This is a genomic window from Mycobacterium sp. (genome assembly GCF_049802695.1).
Lineage (GTDB): Bacteria > Actinomycetota > Actinomycetes > Mycobacteriales > Mycobacteriaceae > Mycobacterium.
Genome location: NZ_JBARMY010000381.1, coordinates 1 through 2,125, shown reverse-complemented (window position 1 = coordinate 2,125; position 2,125 = coordinate 1). Strand labels below are relative to the sequence as shown.

The 2,125-nt window shown below is 67.0% G+C and carries 2 protein-coding genes and 1 pseudogene; all 3 read left to right on the top strand.

What is annotated here, in order from left to right; translation table 11 throughout:
* Window positions 1-148 (top strand): hypothetical protein (locus tag WA317_RS15635; protein ID WP_425173895.1); only part of this gene is annotated, 148 nt, incomplete at its 5' end.
* A gap of 66 nt (window positions 149-214) precedes the next feature.
* Window positions 215-1,981 (top strand): alpha/beta hydrolase, encoded by a 1,767-nt coding sequence (locus tag WA317_RS15630; RefSeq protein WP_425173894.1) that lies wholly within the window; start codon window positions 215-217, stop codon window positions 1,979-1,981.
* Window positions 1,981-2,125: pseudogene (locus WA317_RS15625) on the top strand (CPBP family intramembrane glutamate endopeptidase); the annotation flags it as partial. The gene WA317_RS15630 and the pseudogene WA317_RS15625, both read left to right, overlap by 1 nt.

Below are 2,125 nucleotides of genomic sequence, written 5' to 3'. Positions count from 1 at the left end.
TCTGTGCGCCGCCCGCGGATTGCCGGTCGTGCGCATCGGTGTCGTCGACCAAAGCTCGAAAGTGCTCGAGGTGCAAGACTTGTTCTCCGTCCCTCTGACCGAACTGCGCAGCACGTTCGAAGGAGTGTTGCCGGGGTTGTTCGGATGAGGGTGCGGGCATGAGACGCGTCGGTGACGAAGATTCCGGCAGGGCCGGGATTGAGAAGCGGCGCAATTGAGTGCGCCCGTGAACCACCTCACCGGGGAAGCGGCGACGCCCTCGGCACACCCGCCCGACCGCCATCCGCTGGTCGTGTGGGCCTGGAGTCTGCTGCGCCTGAGGTTTTCCGGCGTCGTGGTCGGCGCACTGTTCTTCTGTCTGTCGCTGACGCCGTCGCTGCTGCCGCGCAGCTGGCTGTTCCAGGGGCTGATCGGCGGCATCAACGCCGCCATCGGCTATGGCCTCGGCGTGGTGATCGGCAAAGCGGTGTACCGCCTCGTGCTGCGCAATGTCCACTGGTGGCCGCCGAGTCCGCGAGCAATGTTCTGGTTGAAGGCGACTGTTGTCGTGTTCTCGCCGACGGCATGTGTGCTGATGCTCATTCCTGCGGCGGCCTGGCAGCGGCAGGTGTCGGCGCTGATGGGCATCGAGGGGCCGGCCACCGCGAGCTATCTGCGCACCTTGATCCTGTCTGTCGTCGTGGCCGCGCTGCTGGTGTCCACGTCGAGGGCGATCATCGACGCCATCAGGTTGCTGGCCAGGGCGCTGATCAGGCGGTGGCATGTGAACGACGAGGTCGCGTTGTTCCTGGGCACGACCATCGTGGTGGCGCTGTTGATTGCGTTGTTCAACGGTGTTCTCGTGCGCGGGTTCTTCGCCGGCGCCAACGCTACTTTCCAGCCGCGCAACGACACCACCAGTGCCGGCCTTTCCGCACCGCTGCTACCGGAGAAGTCTGGCAGTCCCTCGTCGTTGGCGCCGTGGGACTCGTTGGGTTTGCAGGGCCGCAACTTCGTCGCCTCCGGTCCGCACGCCGCCGAGCTGACCCGGCTCAACGGTCGACCGGCCAAGGAGCCGATCCGCGTCTACGCCGGTTTGGAGACAGCCGACAGCGACCAGGACCGCGTGCAGGTACTGGTGGGTGAGCTCGAGCGCACCCACGCGTTCGACCGCAAACTGCTGATCATCGCCCCGACCACCGGCACCGGCTGGATCGACCCGGCGGCGGCGGACTCGGTGGAGATGATGAACAACGGCGACACCGCCATGGTGGGTGTGCAGTATTCGTTTCTGCCGAGCTGGATTTCGTTCCTGGCCGATCAGCAGAAGTCGATGGAATCCGGCCGGCTGTTGATCGACACCATTCACGAGCGCTGGCAGCAGTTGCCGGCGGACCACCGCCCGAAACTCGTGCTGTACGGCGAAAGCCTTGGCTCGATGGCCGGTCAGGCCGCCTTCGGTTACCTGCCCGATGTGTCGAAGATGGGTTTTAGCGCCGTGCTGTGGGAGGGCCCGCCGCAGTCCAGCCCGCTGTGGCATGCAGTGGTCGCGCGACGTGACCCGGGCACCCCAGAGGTGAACCCGCGCTACGACAACGGTCGAACCGTGCGGTTCTCCGAAGCCAACCGTCCCCCCGACATCACCGAAGTCGCGGCGCGACCCTGGGACGGCACGCGGGTGCTCTTCCTGCAGCACCCATCCGATCCGGTGGTCTGGTGGTCACCCGACCTGCTGTTCAGCCGGCCGGACTGGCTCGTGGAACACCCGGGCGCAGACCGCACCGCAGCCATGAACTGGTACCCGGTGGTGACGTTCTGGCAGGTCAGCGCCGACCTGACGGAAGCCCAGGGCATGCCGGGAGGTCATGGTCACAACTACGGCGACATGGTTCTCGACGGTTGGGCGGCGGTGCTGCCGCCGGACGGCTGGACCCCCGCCGACACCGACCGGATGCGCGCCGCCCTCAAACGATTCGAGGCAGCCGCCGGACCCGCATCCTGATGCGCCGAGCGGTAGCTTTGGCGGCGGTCTTGGTCGGGTGGAGCTTCGTCAGCCCGCGGTTGCCGATGCCCTGGCGGGTGCCGGTGCAGGCTGGATTCGGCGGGCTGCTGGCCGCGACGACCCGCGCTTCGGTCGGATTGCGCC